Genomic DNA, 541 nt, shown 5'->3' with positions numbered 1-541 from the left:
GAATGCATCATCTTTACCATTACCATCCGCATCCGTGACTGCTGGTGCAGTTAATGGGATCAAGTCATCTAGTCGACCTTGTAACCCCTCTTTCTCAACTTGTACTTCTGCCGGTAACGCATTTACTGCATTTTGTGCGATGGCTTTCAGTCTTTCAGCCTCATCAATCGCAGCCTGGGCAACTGCCTGCTCTGCTGGTGTGATGAGACCATTGCCATCTGTATCTGCATCGGCAATCGCTTGCTCGGCCTCGGCATAAGCTGATTCCGCTGCAGCCACCGCCGCTTCTGCACTGGCAATTAATCCGTTTAAGTCATCAATTACACCATCACCATCTGCATCTGTGACCACAGGGGCAAGCAATTCAGTCAAGGCATCTACGCGTTCTTGTAGCCCGTCTTTCTCAACTTGTACTTCTGCCGGTAACGCATTTACTGCATTTTGTGCGATGGCTTTTAGTTCGGCAGCTTCATCAATCGCAGCCTGGGCAACTGCCTGCTCTGCTGGTGTGATGAGACCATTACCATCTGTATCCGCATCA

Annotated in this window: 1 protein-coding gene; it reads right to left on the bottom strand. The window is 50.1% G+C overall.

Annotated elements, in window-relative coordinates:
- On the bottom strand, positions 1-541 hold a 541-nt coding region (locus tag VF685_RS14055; RefSeq protein ID WP_440203685.1), incomplete at both ends, for a GA-like domain-containing protein.

It is taken from the genome of Acinetobacter sp. Brlt_5 (assembly GCF_051949055.1).
Taxonomy (GTDB): domain Bacteria; phylum Pseudomonadota; class Gammaproteobacteria; order Pseudomonadales; family Moraxellaceae; genus Acinetobacter; species Acinetobacter indicus.
Note: the sequence above shows the minus strand (reverse complement) of the source record. Positions and strands in the feature narration are given on the sequence as shown.